Here is a 942-nt window from a genome sequence, read left to right on the forward strand (position 1 = left end):
ATTTTATATATGTCATTATAGCTAATGTGCCTTGTATGATTGTTCAGCGCTATAATCGCCCTAAGTTAATACGTATTTATAATAAATTACAAAAAAGAAAAGGTGATTAAATGGAAAATAAGAAAGTGGTTGTTATAGGGGGTGGCTTGGGAGGGATTGCTAGCGCAATTTGTATGGCTCAAGCAGGCTATCAAGTGGATTTATATGAACAAAATAAGCATATCGGTGGAAAGGTAAATAGGTTAGACGTAGATGACTATGGATTTGATCTCGGTCCATCAATTTTAACCATGCCTAAAGTATTTCAACGCCTATTTCAACGATGTGATGAAAGACTAGAAGATTATGTTAGCATTCGTAAGTTAAGTTTACAGATTAGAAACGTTTATCCAGATGGCCAAACTTTAGATTTATATGAATCCATGGAAGATATGTTAACAAATAATGAATCGTTAACAAACAAAGATATAGAGCAACTTTCTTCGTTTTTTAGTTACGCACAAAAGATACATCAAGTTGCTGAAAAAAGCTACTTTGGTAAGGGATTAGATACGATGTTTGCAATTATTCATTATCATGGTCCGTTTTCAGCTTTAAAGCAATTTGATTATTTTCATACAATGCAACAAGCCATTAATAAAAGGGTGGATAACCCATATTTAAGAGAAATGCTAGGTTATTTCATAAAATATGTAGGTTCCTCATCTTATGATGCTCCGGCTGTATTGAGTTTATTACCTCAAATGCAACATGAAGAAGGTTTGTGGTACGTAGATGGTGGCATTCATAAGTTAGCGAAAGCGATGGAACAATTAGCGAGAAAATTAGGTGTGGGCATACATTTTAACACCCCCGTAAAACGTATCAATTATAATAGTCAAAATAAGGTGACAGGGATAACAATAAAAAGTAATGAGGAAATATATGCAGATTATATTATAT

2 protein-coding genes are annotated in these 942 nt (G+C 33.2%); both read left to right on the plus strand.

Going from position 1 to position 942, the window contains the following annotated elements:
* Positions 1–17: 17 nt before the first annotated feature.
* Entirely contained in the window at positions 18–110 is a 93-nt protein-coding gene (locus EII23_RS13225; RefSeq protein WP_260424717.1) for a hypothetical protein, read from the plus strand.
* The coding region (locus tag EII23_RS12060) for an NAD(P)/FAD-dependent oxidoreductase (RefSeq protein ID WP_148091272.1) at positions 111–942 on the plus strand (832 nt) is incomplete at its 3' end.

The organism is Desulfovibrio sp. OH1186_COT-070 (assembly GCF_003860215.1).
GTDB lineage: Bacteria > Desulfobacterota > Desulfovibrionia > Desulfovibrionales > Desulfovibrionaceae > Desulfovibrio.